The organism is Mycobacterium sp. IDUB_24 (assembly GCF_055419385.1).
The window spans coordinates 46,818-61,283 of the sequence record NZ_JBVAXO010000002.1; the positions used below are offsets into that span (position 1 = coordinate 46,818).

The window sequence follows — 14,466 nt, forward strand, 5'->3', positions numbered from 1 at the left end:
GAAGGCATCCGATGTCGCGTGACGCTAAACGTCAACTGAGCGGACTGATCACGGTCGTGGTGATCGCCGCGATCATCACGGGCGCCATCGTGCTGTTCCGTGGTGGGGTCGCACCCACCGCCGCGGTGACCGTCATCTCTCCGCGGGCCGGCCTGGTGATGAACCCTGATGCCAAGGTCAAACTGCACGGGGCGCAGGTCGGCAAGGTCGTCGCCATCGAGACGCTGCCGGACGGGCAGGCGGCGCTCCGGCTGGCGATGAACCCTGGTGACCTGCAACTCATCCCGGCCAACACCGGTGTAGAGATCGCCTCGAGCACTGTGTTCGGCGCCAAGTTCGTTCAGCTTGTCCCGCCGCCGCAGCCCTCGCGGGAACCGATGTATGCCGGCCAGATCCTCGATGCGTCGCACACCACCGTCGAGATCAACACGGTATTCGAGCAATTGGTCTCGGTGCTGGCGCAGATCCAGCCGGAGAAACTGAACGAGACGCTCGGCGCGATGGCCCAGGCCATCGACGGCCGCGGCGACAAACTCGGTCAGACCTTGGTAGATCTCGACGCCCTGCTGGCCAAGATCGCCCCGAGCCTTCCGACGCTGAGCCATGAGATGGCCGTAGCGCCAAGGGTGTTCAAGGCCTATGCCGACGCCGGGCCGGATCTGATGGACACCGTCCGTAACGCGACGCAGCTCAGCGACACGCTCGTCGATCGCCGAAATGATCTGGATGCGTTGCTCATCAGCGCGATCGGGCTGGCCGACGTGGGCAACGAAGTAGTCGCGACCAACAGCGCCGCGGTGACGGACGCGATGCGCCTGCTGGTACCGACCACGAACTTGCTCAACCAGTACAACCCGGCACTGACCTGCGCGCTCAAGGGAATGGAGCCGCTGGCGATGGGCCCCCCGCAACCGCTACCCGGCGTCATGCTGCTGGACTCGTTCCTGCTGGGCACCGAACGCTACCGCTATCCGGGCAACCTGCCGAAGGTGGCCGCCACCGGTGGCGCGCAGTGCCAGGGCCTGCCCGAGGTCGGCTTCGGGCAGCGGCCGCCGTTCGTGGTCACCGACATCGATGCCAACCCAGCGCAATACGGCAATCAGGGGATCCTGCTGAACTCCGACGGGCTCAAGCAAGCGCTCTACGGTCCGCTCGACGGCCCGCCGCGCAACACCACCCAGATAGGACAACCGGGATGACGCGCAGCCGCGGGACCGCTGTCAAATTCGGCGTGTTCGGAGTGACGATGCTGCTCCTGACCGGAGCGCTGTTCGCGATCATGGGCCAATACCGCACCGGGTCGACGAACGGCTATTCCGCGGTGTTCACCGACGCGTCGAGCCTGAAGGCCGGCGATTCCGTCCGGGTGGCCGGCATCCGCGTCGGTACGGTCAACGACGTTGCACTGCAGCCGGATAACACGGTGCTGGTGCGCTTCGACTCGGACCGTGAAGTCGTGATGACCACGGCCACGAAGATCGCCGTGCGCTATCTGGATCTGGTCGGCAACCGCTATCTCGAGCTGCTCGACGCACCCGGTTCGACCAAACTCCAGCCGCCCGGTTCGCAGATTCCGATCGACCGGACCGAGCCGGCGCTGGATCTCGACCTGCTCCTCGGAGGGCTCAAACCGGTCATCCAGGGACTCAACGCCCAGAACGTCAACGCCTTGACGAACTCCCTGATCCAGATCCTGCAGGGCCAGGGTGGCACGGTCGAATCGCTGATGGCGCATACGACTTCGTTCACCCAGGCGCTCGCCGACAACGGGCAGACCGTGCAGCAACTGATCGACAACCTGAAAACCACTGTGGCAACAGTCGCCAAGGACGGCGACAAGTTCTCGGGTGCCGTCGACCAGCTGCAACAACTCATCACCGGTCTGTCACAAGAACGCGATCCCATCGGAGAGGCCATCACCGCGCTCGACAACGGAACCGCGTCGCTGACGGACCTGATGACACAGGCCCGGCCGCCACTGTCGGGCACGGTGGATCAACTGACGCGCCTGGCGCCGTTGCTCTCCAATGAAGACGACATGGCGCGGATGGATCTGGCGTTGCAGAACGCGCCCAAGAATTACCGCAAGCTCGTCCGGCTGGGTGCTTACGGAAGTTTCATCAATCAGTACCTGTGCGGCATGAATGTCCGGGTCACCGACCTGCAAGGGCGCACCGCGTACTTCCCGTGGATCATGCAGAACACCGGACGCTGTGGGGAGCCCTGATGCTGAAATACCGTGGATCGCATCTCATCCGGAGTGGCCTCATCGGCATCGTGCTGATCGCGATGGTCATTGCTGTCGGACTCCAGCCGCAAGCACTGTGGTCGTGGGCTACGTCGGTCAAATATCACGCAGTGTTCGCCGAGGCCGGTGGCATCACCACCGGTAACGACGTCAAGATCTCCGGGGTCACCAAGGGCATCGTCACCGATGTCAGTCTGAGCCACGGCAAGGCACTGGTGACCTTCACTCTCGACAGTCAGGTCCGCCTCGGCTCCGATACCACTGCACGCATCCGCACCGGGACGATGCTCGGCGCCAGGATGTTGACTCTCGAACCGGCCGGCGCGGGCACGATGCGCGCCTCGGACACGATCCCCATCGCCAGGACGGCCTCACCGTATTCGTTGACCAACGCGGTCGGTGACTTCACGAACAACACCGCCGGCACGGACACCACGGCGCTGACACAGTCGCTGGATACGTTGTCGGACACCATCGATCGGATGGCGCCACAGCTGGGGCCGACGTTCGAAGGGCTGTCCCGGTTGTCGGAGACGCTGAACAGCCGCAACGAGTCGCTGTCCAACCTGCTCAAGAGCGCTGCCGACGTGACCGGCATCCTGTCGAAGCGCAGCCAGCAGGTCAACACGCTGCTGCTGGACGCGCACGCGTTGGTAGGGGTCCTCGACCAACGCCGGTATGCGATCGTCAAACTGCTGGCCAGTACCTCGGCGCTGTCCCAGCAGCTCTCCGGACTGGTACACGACAACGAAGAAGAGCTCGCACCCACGCTCAAGCAGCTCAACTCGGTGACGGCGATGCTGGAGAAGAACCGCGAGAACATCGCAGGGGCATTGGCAGGTCTCGCCAAATATCAAGTCACCCAGGGCGAATCGGTGAACAACGGTTGGTATTACAACGCGTTCGTCGGGAACCTCCTGCCCTCGCAGACGTTGCAGCCCTTCCTCGACTACGCATTCGGGTTCCGGCGCGGCACCAACGCCGGACAACCTCCCGACAACGCCGGCCCGCGGGCCGAATTCCCCTGGCCCCACAACGGCATTCCCGGAGGAAGTCGATGATCGCCCGCAATCGGACGAAGATCAGCCGCACCGTACTGGTGCTGCTCGCTGCGCTGGCGGTGGCCGGTACGGCGGTGATCGTGCGACAGACCGTGTTCAAGCCGACCACGATCACCGCGTACTTCACCTCTGCCACCGCGATCTATCCGGGCGACGAGGTTCGGGTCGCCGGCGTCAAGGTCGGTTCCATCAAGAGCATCGAACCCGCCGGAGGGCAGGCGAGGATGACCCTCGCCGTGGACCACGATGTGAAGATCCCGGCTGATGCCAAGGCGATCGTCATGGCGCAGAACCTGGTTGCCGCCCGATATGTCCAGCTGACGCCGGCCTACGAAGATGTCGGGCCGACGATGGCTGACGGTGCGCAGATCGGGGTGGAGAGTACCGCCGTGCCTGTCGAGTGGGACCAGGTCAAGGACCAGTTGATGCGGTTGGCGAGTGATCTGGGGCCGATCAACGGGACGTCGGCCACCTCGCTGAGCCGCTTCGTCGACAGTGCCGCCGCAGCAATGAACGGTAACGGCGAGAAACTGCACGAGGCAATCAGTCAGCTCTCCGGTGTCGCAAAGATTCTGGGACAGGGGAGCGGCGATGTCGTCGGTATCATCAAGAACCTGCAGGTCTTCGTGACGGCCCTGCGGGACAGCAACACCCAAATCGTCGAGTTCCAAGGGCAATTGGCCAACGTGACCAGCGTCATCGACGGCAGTCGTTCCGATCTGGACGGCGCGTTGACCAACCTTGCCGATGCCGTCGGCAACGTTCGGCGATTCATCGCCGGTACCCGCGACCAGACCGCCGAGCAGTTGCAGCGGCTGAACAACGTCACCCAGAACCTGGTGGACAACAAGACCAAGCTCGAGAACGTCCTGCACGTCGCGCCCAATGCGATTGCCAACGGCTACAACATCTACAACCCTGACAGCGGAACCGCGGTCGGCGCTTTCGCGCTGGCGAACTTCTCCGACCCGTTGTCGGTGGTGTGTTCGGCGATCGGGGCGGTCAAGAATGCCACCGCAGCGGAATCGTCCAAGCTGTGCGCCCAGTACCTCGGACCGGCCCTGTCGTTGCTGAATTTCAACCACATGCCGATGCCGTTCAACGCCTATCTCAAGAAGTCGCCCAGCCCGGAGAACCTGGTGTACACCGATCCAAACCTTGCACCGGGCGGGGCCGGTGGGCGTCCACAACCTTACGAGGATCTACCGCCGGCGGTGTCGGCCTACACCGGTGCCAACGACGTGGCGCCGCCGGCCGGATGGGGCGCACCTCCGGGACCGCCCGGTGCGTACACACCCGACGGCCTGCCCGCAAATACCTCGCCCGCGGCGTATCCGGGATCACCGATTCCGGCGGATGCGCAAGTGCAAGCGCCAAGGACGTTGCAGGACATGCTGCTTCCGGCTGAAGCTGCCCCGATCCCCGCACCGCCGGCCCCAGGAGGTACTCCGTGATCACCCGGCGGTCGCTGACCCGACTGACTGCGGTAGCCGCCTGCGCGGTGGCGACGCTGACCGGCTGTGCGTTCCATGGCCTGAATTCACTGCCCCTGCCCGGCACCGTCGGGCGCGGATCAGACGCGACGGTTTATCACGTCGAACTCGCCAATATCGGGACACTGGAATCGAATTCGCCCGTCATGATCGGTGACGTCATCGTGGGCAGTGTCTCCCGCATGGTGGTGAAAGGCTGGCACGCGGACGTCGAGGTATCGGTCAAGCCCGACGTCGTCGTGCCGGCCAACGCGGTCGCCGCCGTCGGACAGACCAGCCTCTTGGGCTCCATGCACATCGCCCTCGATCCGCCGCTGGGACAGTCTGCGTCCGGGAGGCTGACCCCGGGCGCCACCTTGGAGCTCAACCAGACTTCGACATATCCCTCGACCGAGCAGACCCTGTCGTCGCTGTCGGTGCTCGTCAACGGCGGAGGCCTGGGCAAGATCGGTGACCTGGTCACCGAATTCAATGCCGCGCTCAACGGCCGCGAGGACAAGATCCGTGATCTACTCACCCGACTCGACGACATCGTCGGGATGTTCGCCAACCAGCGAGACGACATCAACGCCTCGATCACGGAACTGAACCGCTTGGCCGGCACGCTGTCCGGGCAGCAAGAGGTGATCACGACGGCGTTGCAACGGATACCTCCGGCTCTGGAGGTCCTGGTCAAGGAGCGTCCCCGCATCACCACGGCGCTGGAGAAGTTCGGTCAGTTCAGCGACACCGCGACCAATCTCGTCAACGCGACGCGCGAGGACCTGCTGACCAATCTGCGCAACCTCGAACCGACGGTGCGGGCGCTGGCTGACGTCGGACCGAATCTGGGCACCGTGCTGGCATACGCGCCGGGATATCCCTACCCGCAGAACTTCATCGACCGGGCAATCCGCGGGGATTACCTCAACCAGTTCATCACCTTCGACTTCACCATTCCGAGGCTGAAGAGGGGATTGTTCCTGGGAACTCGGTGGGGTCAGGAGGGGCTGCCCCTCACCCCGGCACCTGGCGACCCCTGGTACGCCAACTACACGAAGGATCCGCTGGGGATGCCGCTGACGCCGCAGCCCCCGTCAGCGGTGGCCACGGTGCCGCCGCTGATCGACCCGGCACCGGCGGACGACTCGCCGGCCGCTGCACTACCTGCTGACCCGGCAGCGTCAAACGAAGGTGGCAACTGATGCTCACCCGCTTCATCCGAATCCAGCTGGTCATCTTCGCGGTCGCGTCGGTGATCGGCATGGCCCTGATGGGCATCGTCTACCTGCAGGCCCCCACCCTGTTGGGTATCGGGCGAATGACGGTGACCCTGCAACTGGAAGGGACCGGTGGGCTCTACCAGTTCTCCAACGTGACCTATCGCGGTGTGCAGATGGGGAAGGTGACCGACGTGCGGCCCACCCGCGAGGGAGCGGAAGCCACACTGTCGCTGAACACTTCACCGAAGGTTCCCGCCGACCTGCACGCCGCGGTGCTGAGCGTGTCGGCAGTGGGCGAGCAGTACGTCGATCTGCAACCCCGCAACGACTCGGGACCCTATCTGCACGATGGGTCTTTGATCCCGGCATCCAGCACGTCGATCCCTCAGGCCGTCGGCCCGATGCTCGATCAGGTCAGTTCGTTGATGGGCAGCATTCCGAAGGACAAGATCAGCCCGCTGCTGGACGAAACCTTCAAGGCATTCAACGGCTCTGGTAACGACATGGGGTCGCTACTGGACTCGTCGTCGCGACTGATCGCCGAGGCGAACGCGGCCTCCGATCAGTCCCGTGCGCTGATCGACGACGGCGCTCCGCTTCTCGACGGGCAGGTCGAATCCGTCGAAGCGATCCGTACCTGGGCCCGGAGCATGGCCGGAATCACCAAGCAGGTAGCCGACGACGACCAGCATGTGCGCACTCTGTTGAAGGACGGACCGGGAACCGCCGACGAGGCGTCCCGCTTGTTCAATCAGGTCAAGCCCACCCTGCCGTTGCTGCTGGCCAATCTCACCAGCCTGGGTCAGGTCGGCGTGACCTACCATCCCTCGCTGGAGCAACTCCTGGTACTTCTGCCGCCGTCCATCTCTGCAACGCAGTCGTACGGCGCGCCGAAGAACAATCCGGTCGGAATGTCGTTGGGCGACTTCACTCTTACGATGGGCGACCCACCGGCGTGCACCGTCGGATTCCTGCCGCCGTCGTCGTGGCGGTCTCCAGAGGACACGAGCGACATCGACACGCCCGACGGGCTGTACTGCAAGCTGCCGCAGGATTCGGCGATCGGCGTCCGCGGCGCCCGCAACTACCCGTGCATGGGCAAGCCGGGGAAGCGTGCTCCCACGGTCGAAATCTGTGACAGTGACCAGCCTTACGAGCCGTTGGCGATGCGCCAGCACGCCCTCGGTCCGCACCCGATCGACCCCAACCTGCTCGCCCAGGGGATCGCACCGGATTCCCGCGTCGATCGTGACACGTTCATCCACGGGCCGACGGAGGGCACGCCGCGTCCGCCCGCGGAGGCCCCACCTGCAGCGCCGCCCGCGGAGGCCCCGGCCGGCGAGCCGCAAAGTGAGACGCCGGCGGGTGAGGTGCCGCCGAGCGGCAGCGTGGAGCCGGCAATGTCGCCTAGTGCGTTCAGCCCCAACGGATCCGGTGGACCATCGGTTGCCATCGCCACCTACGACCCGCGGACGGGTCGGTACGCAACACCAGACGGCAAGGTGTACCGGCAGGCGGACCTCGTGCCGCGTACCGGTGACAGGACGTGGGAAGACCTCTTCACCACCTGAGCCGAAAACCCCGGGCCTGACCGGGCAGCTGGAAAGCTGTCCGGTCAGGCCGTTTTCACGAGCTTGAACGGCATCGTGATGAACACGACCCTGCTGGTGCCGCACGATCCGCTGACGCCGGTGGTCGAATCCTCGCCGAGCAGTGTCGTCGACGCTGGATCGGTTGCGGTGGCATCCTCGTTCGAGGGGAAGAAGCGGTACACCTGCAGACCCGGGCCTGCGGTGCCGTCCCCACATGGCTGCCAGTTGTCCACCGTCTTCTTGACGTACCAGACGCCGCTCTTCTTGTAGATCGGTGCGCTCCAACCCCAGTCGGTGTCGACCGTGCCGGTGCACTCGCTCGGGTAACTGCATGTCGTGGAGATCGTCCACGTGCCACGAATGCTGGCCTCGTCGTGGAAGATATCGTTCGTCTTCGCCCACTCGCCGTTCGACGTGGCGATGTAGGTTCCGTTGAGGCCCCAATTCGGGGAGGCTGCGGCGACGGGGCCGCACAGCCCGCCCACGCCAGCGGCAGCGAGCACCCCTGCCCCAATGAATGCCGTCGACACCCGCATGACCAAACTCCTCTGTACGCCGGCCACCGGTGGTCGCCGCGGCAGTGTTCACTGTGCAACTTCTGCCGACTTCTGACGGACAATGTCCCACCTAGTGGGCCATGACCTGGCGGCCGGATTCAACCGTGCCACAGTGTCGTACGTGCGGATACCGATCGCAGTAACGACAGGGCTTCTCGTCGCGACGATGATCACGCCGGCCCCAGCGAGCGCTGAACCCGTCGGATGCAGTGAACCCTCGTGCGTACCGGGGATCACCGGCGGCGTCGTGCTCGGCGCGCCGTGTTCGGATACGGCGTACTACGTCTTCGGCACCACCTCGTGGGGCCGGGTGGTCTTCTGCGGATCGCCGCGCCGGTACGAGCCGCGCTACTTCCGGTCACCGCCGCTGAAAGGCATTCGCGAGGAGAACGAACCATGCACAGGTTTCGAGAACTCCGTCGCCCAGGCGCCCGACGGGCTTTTTCTGAGTTGTGTTTCCAGTGACGGTGCGAGCAGGTGGCTTCGTGGTGACCTGTGAGTTGAGGCGTGCGGGCATGGTGGGCGCGATGGCCGCCGTGGCCCTCGGTGCGTACTTCCCCTTGGCAGCACCGGCGCATGCGGACGAGGGCCCGATGCTGCACCGCGTGACCTATACGGTCACCGCCGAGCAGCAGACAACGGTCGGCATCTATTTCCGCGAGACCGACCCGCCGACATGGGCCGACTACAGCCACAATCCGTACGAGTTCAGCCCCAAGGACGATCTGACGCTGGAACCGGGCAAGCCCTGGATCCGCGAGGTTGTGCTCGCCGACCCCATGAAATGGGCCATGGTGACCGTCACCACGGCCGGGTTGGCTCCGCAACCGGCCCAAACTCTGCGCTGTGAGCTGGCCATCGACGGGATCGTCGTCGACCGTGCTGATGGCTCCAAAGGGGCGTTGTGCTCCCTGCGGAACTGGTGACGGCGCCAGTTCGTCAGGGCGGGTTTGTCCGCTGGGTGGGACACCGGCGTCGAAGCCGGTTTCGGCCGCATTAGCGTGCGGCAGCAGTCACATCGGCCGTGAGGCGGACCACAGTATCTAGTGCCATCCGCGACTGGCCGAGACAAACGGAGGTGCACTATGCGGTTACTCAGCCGCTCCGAACAGGAAACTGAGACAGCCGTGCTCGAAGACGCCGGCGATGTCGACGATGTTGACGCGGACGCCGGCGACCTCGATTCCGACTCCTCCTCTTCGTCCTCCGCTGATTCCGATCCTGATTCTGAGGATGAGGATCGACCGTCGGCCACGGGTGCGAAACGCAATTGGCGTCCGAAACTGGCGACGTTGCTCGCCGGAGTCGCCATCCTGGTCAGCGGAGCGCTACTGGCGGCAAGCGGATACATGATCTGGTTCCACGAGCAGGCCGACCGTGAGCAGCAGCGCCGAGTGGAGTTCGCGGCGGCCGCTTCGCAAGCCGCCGTCACGTTGATGTCGATTGACAGCGCCACGGCGCCGGACAACGTACGGCAGATCATCGACAACTCGACTGGCCAGTTCAAAGACGACATCGAGTCCTCCGCCAAGGATCTGGTGAAAACGGCGCAGGACTCGAAATCAGCGACGAAGGCGACGGCGCACGCCTCGGCAGTGCAGTCGATGGATGGCGACTCCGCCGTCGTCCTCGTCAGTTCGGCCACCACGGTCAGTAACTCGGCCGGAGCGAATCAGCAGCCCCGAAACTGGCGCTTGAGCCTCACCATGGTCAAAGACGGGGAACAGATCAAGATGTCGAAAGTCGAGTTCGTCCCGTGAGCGCATCCATCGTCGAAGAACCAAAAGTGGTCGACGTCAATAGTATTGAGGCAGAGGAGTGCGTAGCCGACGAGGGTCTTGAACCCACGGAGCGCTGGACTCGTCGAATTGCGCGGCGATGGCGGCCGATCGCTGTCGTCTGCGTCCTTCTCGCTTCGGCGGGGTCGGCAGCAGCACTTTATTTCGGCGTGTACCGCGCGGATCACGGGCATACCGGAGCGTCGACGGCGGCAGTCGACGCAGCAACTGAAGGTGCGGTGGCGTTGTTGTCTTATGCGCCAGACAGTTTGGATCAAGACATTGCGGGCGCACGATCCCACCTGACCGGTGATTTCTTGGACTACTACAGCGAGTTCGCCCAGAAGTTCGTTGTGCCGGCAGCCAAGCAGAAAGACATTCGCGCCACCGCAGCGGTCGTTCGCACTGCCACGATCGAGGTGCAATCCGATACCGCGAACGTGTTGGTCTTCCTGAATCAGGCGACTACCAGCCGCGACAACCCCGAACCGGCGCAGGCCGCCAGTGCCGTCAAGGTTGGGCTCACGAAAATCGATGGGAATTGGTTGATCTCATCGTTCGATCCCATCTAGCAGGCTGAACTGTGATGGGATCGACTCCCATTGAATGAGCATCCGGTACGTGGGCCGGATTGACTCGGCGGACCCGACGCGAAGTCGGCGGCCCCGGACGTAATGCGTAGTTAGGGTCCGCGCGCTGCCGGGCCAGCGACGGCACCGCAGTCGTCGAGCAGGATCCACCCGGGTGGAAGTCCTGGGTCGGGTGGGTGTGGGTCGGATGGGTCGGTGTCCCAGAGGTGTTCGACGTTGGGTGGGGTCGGGGCGGGCTGGTCGAAGTCGATGTCCCACTGCGGGTCCCACGCGGGGTCACACGCGGGGTCGTGTTGCCGTTCCTGCTCGGCGGGCTCGGGCTCGGGCTGTGGTTCCCGGTCTGGTTGCGGTTGGGGTTGCGGTTCATCGGGTTCGTCGGGTGGGGTCAGTAGCAGTTCGGGTCGGTGGTGGTAGTTGATGCGTTGTTGGCCGTGGTCGAGCCCCGGTGGTGGGTGCCATTGGACTTCACCGTCGGGATTGATGAGGGTGGTGTAGCCGCCATCGGTGTTGACCAGGCGATTGTCGGGGCCACAGGCCAGGGCCATCTCATCGACGTTGGTGTTGCCACCCTCGGCCCAATCGGCGACGGCGTGATGAGCCTGGCAACCGTAGGCACCGACGGTGCAGCAGGGCTTGGTGCAGCCCCCGTCCCGGGCGATCAGCACGATCCGCTGGGCGGGGCTGGCGGTGCGCCGGGCCCGGAAATAGTTGAGGGCCGCCCCGGTGGCCTGGTCGAACACGACAAGGTGATGGTTGGCGTGGGCGCCCATCCGGATGACGTCTTTGATGGGGATCTTGGTGCCCCCGCCGCTGACCCCGATCCCGGCGCGCGACTCCAGGTCTTGCAGGGTGGTGCGGATGATGATCGACACCGGTAGCCCGTTGAGTTGACCCAGATCACCGCTCATCAATGCGATGCGTCCGATGACCAGCAGGGCATCGTGTTGGCGTTGGGCCTCGGTGCGGTGATCGTTGTCGATCTGGGCTTGGGTGGGGGTACCGGTGGTGCAGGGTTCCTCATCCTCGGGGTTGCACATGCCCGGTGCACCGAATTTGGCGAACAACACTTCCAGCACGGCGGCCGCTTCGGGGCTCAGGTGCGCCGTCAGCGAGGTCATGGCGTCGCGGCCCTGCTTAGACATGGTGACGCCGCGTTTGCGGGCGCGTTCGGTGTCATCGGGTTCGGGGCCGTCCTGATCGAGCAGGAACAGTCGCAGTTCGGCGGTGTCTTTGAGTTCTTTGGGTCCGACCCCGGTAGCGATCCGCACCAGGTCGGCTTCGAACTGGTCGCCGGTGATGGTGTCGAGGAATCCGGGTAGCCGCTCGATCGCGTCGCGCAGCACTTTGACGTGCTCGGCGTTGATCAGCCCGGCCGATTGTGCCGCAGCGACCGCGGGTAGTAGCGGGGGCAGGGGTTGACCGGTGAGGGTGCGGCGCGGTCCGAGTGCGGCGGCCTCATGTAGGCGGCGGCCGGCTTCCGCGGTGGTCAGCCGCCACCGGATCCGCAGTACCGCGTTCCATGATTTGGCGCCCATTTCCTGCGGGGTGGACTCGGCTTGTAGCTGGGCCAGCAGCCGATGCAACGGGGATGGCATCTGAGAGGTCAGTGTCTCGTACTCGTCGAGCACCGCGACCAGTTCGGGCCGGGACAATGATCCGAAGTCGCAGGCGGCGAACGCGTCGTAGGCGGCCCGCAACCCCGCTACCGCTTGGACCGCACCCGCTTGCATGACTCGAACATACATTCGTCCACCGACAAGAACGGCGACTACGCCACCGCCAGGGCGCCTAGGGCGTATCGCGGTTCGGCAGCAGCGTCTCGTGTGCCGAAGACGTTGCCGCGCGGAACAACACCGCGATCAAGGCCAGCGCGCCGAGCGCAACGACCGGGATGGTCCACAACCGGCGGGTCATCACGGCCGACCCACATTTGTCCACGTACTCCTGGCCGGCGGCAGTGGCCTGCACGAGGTGTGCGCTGTACCCGGAACCGCAGGGGATCTGCATGCCGAATTGGTCGAAGTCGTCGAGGTAGACCGGCAGGCTCAACAGGTACAGCCCGATGGCGAGCACCACGGCCCCGGCGATTCCGATATAGACGGCGCGAAAACTCACCGTTCCCCTTTCACGTCATACATATGTCGGTGAACAACAGCACCGGCCACGAGACGATCGCCCCCAGGAAGGACACCACCGCGTCGAGACCGCCCATCGATTGCAGATGGTCGGTGTGTGTTCCGGACCAGACGGTACCGATCAACAGGTACGGCACGCCGAGCACTACAGCTACGACGATCAGTTCGCCGACTGCGACACGGTAGGCCAGCAACCTCCGCAACTTGGCAAACACGTGACCCCCGTCTGGCCGCAACGCCATCTATGTTAACGCCTATTCTCTGCCGAACTACCATTTTGACCCGGCTGTTCGGTCCGTTAGTGTGACGGAATGGCGCGCATCTCGCCCCGGTCGATCGGCAGCGGCGGCGATGGTGTGCGGCGTCGACCCAAAGACCGAAAGGCGCAGATAGCGCGGGCCTCGGCGGAGTCTTTCAGCGCTCTCGGATATCACGGCGTGAGCATGGAAGCCATTGCCTCGCGGGTCGGGATTTCTGCGGCCGCGTTGTACCGGCACTATTCGAGCAAGTACGAATTGTTCCGCGACGCCGTGCTCAACCTCAGTCAGCAACTTGTCGACGGAACGGCATTCGCCGACGACGCCGATGGCGACCCTCGGGAGCGGTTGCGCCTCATCGTCGCCGCGCTCAGTGACACCGCTTTGGTTAATCGCGAATCTGGTGGGCTGTACCGCTGGGAGGCGCGTTATCTGCGCGGCGACGACCAGAGCACCCTGGACGCGCAGGTACGTACGGTGCACCGCCGGATTCACCGCCCGCTGATGGAATTGCGGCCCGAACTGAGCTCGCGGGCCCGCTGGACCTTGTCGACCGCGGTGCTCGGCGTGATCGGCAGCGTCGTGGACCACAGGTCCAAATTGCCTGCCGGCCAGGTCCGTGAACTGCTCGCCGACATCTGCGACGCCGTGTTGGCAGCCGAGTTGCCGGATTTCCCCAACGAGGCGGACCCCGTGGTGGCGCCGCCACCAGTCGTGAGCGCGACGAAATACGAAGCGCTGCTGACCGAATCGATGCGGCTGTTCAACCAGAACGGCTATCGCGACACCACGATGGAGGACATCGCCGCCGCGGTAGGCATGCCCGCCTCGGGGATCTACCGGTATTTCTCCGGCAAGTCCGACATCCTGGCCGCCGGGTTCCGGCGAGCGGCCGACCGGTTGTCGGCCGACATGGCCGAGGTGCTCGGCGCGGCGACGGACCCGGAGCAGGCGCTGGGCGCCCTGATCGACGGTTACGTGGCGAGATCCTTCGACCGCCCCGAGCTCGACTACGTCTACTACACCGAACGCCTCAACATGACACCCGCCGACCAGAAAATCCTGCGCGACCTGCAGCGGGCGGCGGTGGAATCGTGGGTCGAGGTGGTCATGCCGGTGCGCCCGCGGTGGAGTGCGGGGCAGGCGCGCTTCGCCGTTCATGCGGCGATGGCGTTGGTGATCGACTTGGGCCGGCTCATGAATTATCAGAATTCGGAGCAGACCCGAGCCGTCGTCGCGGTCATGGTCGAAATGACGCTGCTGGGCCGTTACCGGTTACGGACGGCGTTGCCGGCCAGGTAGGCCAGATAGCCGAGCGTGCCGATGGTGGCCAGCTTGCGGGTCTTGGGCAGCAGAAGGCCCACGCCGATGGCGGTTTCGATACCGCCATTGGTGTAGATGTGCTTCTGCGTGTTCTCGGGGAACGCCGGCTTGGTGATCGACTCGAACAGCTGCGGCTTGATGAAGTGCGCCGCACCCGCACTGGTTATGCCGAGGCCGGCGAGCTTGACCAGCTTGGAGTTCTTGCCCTCTGCCATGTGTGATCCTCTCTG

At 64.7% G+C, this 14,466-nt stretch carries 16 protein-coding genes; 11 read left to right on the forward strand and 5 right to left on the reverse strand.

Annotated features, from left to right (window positions below; translation table 11 throughout):
* Positions 1 to 11: 11 nt before the first annotated feature.
* The 6 genes from ACZYZF_RS07845 to ACZYZF_RS07870 are packed head-to-tail and all read left to right on the forward strand — an operon-like array spanning position 12 to position 7,575.
* Positions 12 to 1,199 (forward strand): MCE family protein, encoded by a 1,188-nt coding sequence (locus ACZYZF_RS07845; RefSeq protein ID WP_463835200.1) that lies wholly within the window; start codon positions 12 to 14, stop codon positions 1,197 to 1,199.
* The gene (locus ACZYZF_RS07850) at positions 1,196 to 2,227 is read left to right on the forward strand and encodes an MCE family protein (protein ID WP_463835201.1); all 1,032 of its coding nucleotides are present in this window, start codon (positions 1,196 to 1,198) and stop codon (positions 2,225 to 2,227) included. Before ACZYZF_RS07845 ends, ACZYZF_RS07850 begins: the two co-directional genes overlap by 4 nt.
* Positions 2,227 to 3,309 carry an MCE family protein gene (locus ACZYZF_RS07855; protein WP_463835202.1) on the forward strand — a complete coding sequence of 361 codons (1,083 nt, stop codon included), beginning with the start codon at positions 2,227 to 2,229 and terminating at the stop codon, positions 3,307 to 3,309. Before ACZYZF_RS07850 ends, ACZYZF_RS07855 begins: the two co-directional genes overlap by 1 nt.
* Positions 3,306 to 4,763: an MCE family protein gene (locus tag ACZYZF_RS07860; protein WP_463835203.1), complete on the forward strand. Its 1,458-nt coding sequence runs from the start codon at positions 3,306 to 3,308 to the stop codon at positions 4,761 to 4,763. The genes ACZYZF_RS07855 and ACZYZF_RS07860 overlap by 4 nt, the downstream gene beginning before the upstream one ends.
* Positions 4,760 to 5,986 carry an MCE family protein gene (locus ACZYZF_RS07865; protein ID WP_463835204.1) on the forward strand — a complete coding sequence of 409 codons (1,227 nt, stop codon included), beginning with the start codon at positions 4,760 to 4,762 and terminating at the stop codon, positions 5,984 to 5,986. Before ACZYZF_RS07860 ends, ACZYZF_RS07865 begins: the two co-directional genes overlap by 4 nt.
* A complete protein-coding gene (locus ACZYZF_RS07870; RefSeq protein WP_463835205.1) occupies positions 5,986 to 7,575 on the forward strand; it encodes an MCE family protein in 1,590 nt (529 codons plus the stop codon). The genes ACZYZF_RS07865 and ACZYZF_RS07870 overlap by 1 nt, the downstream gene beginning before the upstream one ends.
* A 44-nt stretch (positions 7,576 to 7,619) precedes the next feature.
* Here the strand turns inward: ACZYZF_RS07870 and ACZYZF_RS07875 are convergent, their stop codons facing one another.
* Complete coding sequence (locus ACZYZF_RS07875) at positions 7,620 to 8,132, reverse strand: Rv2253/PknI dimerization domain-containing protein (protein WP_463742735.1); 513 nt, start codon at positions 8,130 to 8,132, stop codon at positions 7,620 to 7,622.
* 187 nt (positions 8,133 to 8,319) lie between these two features.
* Between ACZYZF_RS07875 and ACZYZF_RS07880 the strand changes: the two genes are divergently transcribed.
* From ACZYZF_RS07880 to ACZYZF_RS07895, 4 genes are all read left to right on the forward strand, one after another.
* Positions 8,320 to 8,652, forward strand: a complete 333-nt coding sequence (locus tag ACZYZF_RS07880; protein ID WP_463744097.1) for a hypothetical protein — start codon at positions 8,320 to 8,322, stop codon at positions 8,650 to 8,652.
* Positions 8,653 to 8,680: 28 nt separating this feature from the next.
* A complete protein-coding gene (locus tag ACZYZF_RS07885; protein ID WP_463835206.1) occupies positions 8,681 to 9,079 on the forward strand; it encodes a hypothetical protein in 399 nt (132 codons plus the stop codon).
* Between the two features lie 159 nt (positions 9,080 to 9,238).
* The gene (locus ACZYZF_RS07890) at positions 9,239 to 9,913 is read left to right on the forward strand and encodes a hypothetical protein (RefSeq protein ID WP_463835208.1); all 675 of its coding nucleotides are present in this window, start codon (positions 9,239 to 9,241) and stop codon (positions 9,911 to 9,913) included.
* Positions 9,910 to 10,503 carry a twin-arginine translocation pathway signal gene (locus tag ACZYZF_RS07895; RefSeq protein ID WP_463835209.1) on the forward strand — a complete coding sequence of 198 codons (594 nt, stop codon included), beginning with the start codon at positions 9,910 to 9,912 and terminating at the stop codon, positions 10,501 to 10,503. The genes ACZYZF_RS07890 and ACZYZF_RS07895 overlap by 4 nt, the downstream gene beginning before the upstream one ends.
* Before the next feature lie 110 nt (positions 10,504 to 10,613).
* Here ACZYZF_RS07895 and ACZYZF_RS07900 read toward each other — a convergent pair whose 3' ends face one another.
* The 3 genes from ACZYZF_RS07900 to ACZYZF_RS07910 are packed head-to-tail and all read right to left on the reverse strand — an operon-like array spanning position 10,614 to position 12,871.
* Positions 10,614 to 12,266 (reverse strand): HNH endonuclease signature motif containing protein, encoded by a 1,653-nt coding sequence (locus ACZYZF_RS07900; RefSeq protein ID WP_463835211.1) that lies wholly within the window; start codon positions 12,264 to 12,266, stop codon positions 10,614 to 10,616.
* A gap of 43 nt (positions 12,267 to 12,309) precedes the next feature.
* Complete coding sequence (locus ACZYZF_RS07905) at positions 12,310 to 12,636, reverse strand: hypothetical protein (RefSeq protein WP_463742731.1); 327 nt, start codon at positions 12,634 to 12,636, stop codon at positions 12,310 to 12,312.
* A 10-nt stretch (positions 12,637 to 12,646) separates the two neighbouring features.
* Positions 12,647 to 12,871 carry a hypothetical protein gene (locus ACZYZF_RS07910; protein WP_463835213.1) on the reverse strand — a complete coding sequence of 75 codons (225 nt, stop codon included), beginning with the start codon at positions 12,869 to 12,871 and terminating at the stop codon, positions 12,647 to 12,649.
* 96 nt (positions 12,872 to 12,967) lie between these two features.
* Here ACZYZF_RS07910 and ACZYZF_RS07915 point away from each other — a divergent pair, with 96 nt between their 5' ends.
* On the forward strand, positions 12,968 to 14,215 hold the full coding sequence (locus ACZYZF_RS07915) for a TetR/AcrR family transcriptional regulator (RefSeq protein ID WP_463742729.1): 1,248 nt from the start codon (positions 12,968 to 12,970) through the stop codon (positions 14,213 to 14,215).
* On the opposite strand, the gene ACZYZF_RS07920 is transcribed toward ACZYZF_RS07915, so the two are convergent.
* Positions 14,182 to 14,451: a hypothetical protein gene (locus ACZYZF_RS07920; RefSeq protein WP_463742728.1), complete on the reverse strand. Its 270-nt coding sequence runs from the start codon at positions 14,449 to 14,451 to the stop codon at positions 14,182 to 14,184. The two genes, ACZYZF_RS07915 and ACZYZF_RS07920, sit on opposite strands and share 34 nt — an antisense overlap.
* Positions 14,452 to 14,466 lie beyond the last annotated feature (15 nt).

Bases quoted from the DNA above. Each gene is read 5' to 3' on its own strand.
- ACZYZF_RS07880 (WP_463744097.1), top strand. From the start codon at position 8,320: ATGATCACGCCGGCCCCAGCGAGCGCTGAACCCGTCGGATGCAGTGAA.
- ACZYZF_RS07915 (WP_463742729.1), top strand. From the start codon at position 12,968: ATGGCGCGCATCTCGCCCCGGTCGATCGGCAGCGGCGGCGATGGTGTG.
- ACZYZF_RS07920 (WP_463742728.1), bottom strand. From the start codon at position 14,451: ATGGCAGAGGGCAAGAACTCCAAGCTGGTCAAGCTCGCCGGCCTCGGC.
- ACZYZF_RS07900 (WP_463835211.1), bottom strand. From the start codon at position 12,266: ATGTATGTTCGAGTCATGCAAGCGGGTGCGGTCCAAGCGGTAGCGGGG.
- ACZYZF_RS07850 (WP_463835201.1), top strand. From the start codon at position 1,196: ATGACGCGCAGCCGCGGGACCGCTGTCAAATTCGGCGTGTTCGGAGTG.
- ACZYZF_RS07875 (WP_463742735.1), bottom strand. From the start codon at position 8,132: ATGCGGGTGTCGACGGCATTCATTGGGGCAGGGGTGCTCGCTGCCGCT.
- ACZYZF_RS07870 (WP_463835205.1), top strand. From the start codon at position 5,986: ATGCTCACCCGCTTCATCCGAATCCAGCTGGTCATCTTCGCGGTCGCG.
- ACZYZF_RS07855 (WP_463835202.1), top strand. From the start codon at position 2,227: ATGCTGAAATACCGTGGATCGCATCTCATCCGGAGTGGCCTCATCGGC.
- ACZYZF_RS07860 (WP_463835203.1), top strand. From the start codon at position 3,306: ATGATCGCCCGCAATCGGACGAAGATCAGCCGCACCGTACTGGTGCTG.
- ACZYZF_RS07845 (WP_463835200.1), top strand. From the start codon at position 12: ATGTCGCGTGACGCTAAACGTCAACTGAGCGGACTGATCACGGTCGTG.
- ACZYZF_RS07890 (WP_463835208.1), top strand. From the start codon at position 9,239: ATGCGGTTACTCAGCCGCTCCGAACAGGAAACTGAGACAGCCGTGCTC.
- ACZYZF_RS07885 (WP_463835206.1), top strand. From the start codon at position 8,681: ATGGCCGCCGTGGCCCTCGGTGCGTACTTCCCCTTGGCAGCACCGGCG.